The following is a 2,765-nucleotide window of genomic DNA, read 5'->3' on the forward strand; positions in this document are numbered from 1 at the left end:
TGCGACGCTCCCACGGCTTGTAGGCACACGGTTTCAGGTACTATTTCACTCCGCTCCCGCGGTACTTTTCACCATTCCCTCACGGTACTATCCGCTATCGGTCACCAGGGAATATTTAGGCTTAACGGGTGGTCCCGCCAGATTCACACGGGATTTCTCGGGCCCCGTGCTACTTGGGTGTCTCTCAAACGAGCCGCAATCATTTCAGCTACGGGGGTCTTACCCTCTACGCCGGACCTTTCGCATGTCCTTCGCCTATGACTACGGTTTCTCACTCGTCCCACGGCCGGCAGACCGCAGAAGAGAGATCCCACAACCCCGCATACGCAACCCCTGCCGGGTATCACACATATACGGTTTGGCCTCATCCAGTTTCGCTCGCCACTACTCCCGGAATCACGGTTGTTTTCTCTTCCTGAGGGTACTGAGATGTTTCACTTCCCCTCGTTCCCTCCACATGCCCTATGTGTTCAGGCATGGGTGACAGCCCATGACGACTGCCGGGTTTCCCCATTCGGAAACCCCCGGATCAAAGCCTGGTTGACGACTCCCCGGGGACTATCGTGGCCTCCCACGTCCTTCATCGGTTCCTGGTGCCAAGGCATCCACCGTGCGCCCTTAAAAACTTGGCCACAGATGCTCGCGTCCACTGTGCAGTTCTCAAACAACAACCAGCCACCCATCACCCCACCCACAACAGGCGAGTACACCGGGACCGGCACAAGGACCAGACACACAAAAAGCATGCCCGTGCCCTCAGACACCCAACAGCGCGCCCAGCTCAACCCACCCACCAGCCACCACTTTCCACACCACCCAACAAAACTCAGGCAGTAGTACTCACAGCAACCAGCAAGCAAGCTCACTGAATAGTCAACGTTCCACCCATGAGCAACCAGCATCGAACACTCGCCGATGTACTGGCCTCTGAACCAGCAGCAAAACCACTGGCTAAGAAGTGCTCCTTAGAAAGGAGGTGATCCAGCCGCACCTTCCGGTACGGCTACCTTGTTACGACTTCGTCCCAATCGCCAGTCCCACCTTCGACAGCTCCCTCCCACAAGGGGTTGGGCCACCGGCTTCGGGTGTTACCGACTTTCGTGACGTGACGGGCGGTGTGTACAAGGCCCGGGAACGTATTCACCGCAGCAATGCTGATCTGCGATTACTAGCAACTCCGACTTCATGGGGTCGAGTTGCAGACCCCAATCCGAACTGAGACCGGCTTTTTGAGATTCGCTCAACCTCACGGTATCGCAGCTCATTGTACCGGCCATTGTAGCACGTGTGCAGCCCAAGACATAAGGGGCATGATGACTTGACGTCGTCCCCACCTTCCTCCGAGTTGACCCCGGCAGTCTCCTGTGAGTCCCCATCACCCCGAAAGGCATGCTGGCAACACAGAACAAGGGTTGCGCTCGTTGCGGGACTTAACCCAACATCTCACGACACGAGCTGACGACAGCCATGCACCACCTGTATACCGACCACAAGGGGGGCACCATCTCTGATGCTTTCCGGCATATGTCAAGCCTTGGTAAGGTTCTTCGCGTTGCGTCGAATTAAGCCACATGCTCCGCTGCTTGTGCGGGCCCCCGTCAATTCCTTTGAGTTTTAGCCTTGCGGCCGTACTCCCCAGGCGGGGAACTTAATGCGTTAGCTGCGGCACCGACGACGTGGAATGTCGCCAACACCTAGTTCCCAACGTTTACGGCGTGGACTACCAGGGTATCTAATCCTGTTCGCTCCCCACGCTTTCGCTCCTCAGCGTCAGTAATGGCCCAGAGATCCGCCTTCGCCACCGGTGTTCCTCCTGATATCTGCGCATTTCACCGCTACACCAGGAATTCCGATCTCCCCTACCACACTCTAGCCTGCCCGTATCGAATGCAGACCCGGAGTTAAGCCCCGGGCTTTCACATCCGACGCGACAAGCCGCCTACGAGCTCTTTACGCCCAATAATTCCGGACAACGCTTGCGCCCTACGTATTACCGCGGCTGCTGGCACGTAGTTAGCCGGCGCTTCTTCTGCAGGTACCGTCACTCACGCTTCTTCCCTGCTGAAAGAGGTTTACAACCCGAAGGCCGTCATCCCTCACGCGGCGTCGCTGCATCAGGCTTTCGCCCATTGTGCAATATTCCCCACTGCTGCCTCCCGTAGGAGTCTGGGCCGTGTCTCAGTCCCAGTGTGGCCGGTCGCCCTCTCAGGCCGGCTACCCGTCGTCGCCTTGGTAGGCCATCACCCCACCAACAAGCTGATAGGCCGCGGGCTCATCCTGCACCGCCGGAGCTTTCAACCCGAAGAGATGCCCCTCCGAGTGGTATCCGGTATTAGACCCCGTTTCCAGGGCTTGTCCCAGAGTGCAGGGCAGATTGCCCACGTGTTACTCACCCGTTCGCCACTAATCCACCCCGAAAGGCTTCATCGTTCGACTTGCATGTGTTAAGCACGCCGCCAGCGTTCGTCCTGAGCCAGGATCAAACTCTCCGTGAATGTCTACCCGAAACCGGGTCAAACACCACACAAGAGCGGAACCATCCGAAGGAATATTCCGATGGTTCACAGCGTCCTCGCTGTAGTGCGCCCCACACCAACAACCGTTGAGTGCGAGGACTTTTTCAAAGGAACCACATCTCCAAAGAGACGGGGTATCAACATATCTGGCGTTGACTTTTGGCACGCTGTTGAGTTCTCAAGGAACGGACGCTTCCTTCAAATCCCTCTCAGGACTCTCCGGGCTTTTCCCTCCGGTCTTGCGTTTCC

The 2,765-nt window shown here is 57.3% G+C and carries 2 rRNA genes; both read right to left on the reverse strand.

What is annotated here, in order from left to right:
• Window positions 1-632 (reverse strand): 23S ribosomal RNA (locus tag ABZ348_RS34590); the annotation flags it as partial.
• Between the two features lie 337 nt (window positions 633-969).
• Window positions 970-2,495: ribosomal RNA gene (locus ABZ348_RS34595) — 16S ribosomal RNA — on the reverse strand.
• Window positions 2,496-2,765 lie beyond the last annotated feature (270 nt).

Origin of the sequence: Streptomyces sp. NPDC005963, assembly GCF_040638655.1 — a bacterium.
Lineage (GTDB): Bacteria > Actinomycetota > Actinomycetes > Streptomycetales > Streptomycetaceae > Streptomyces.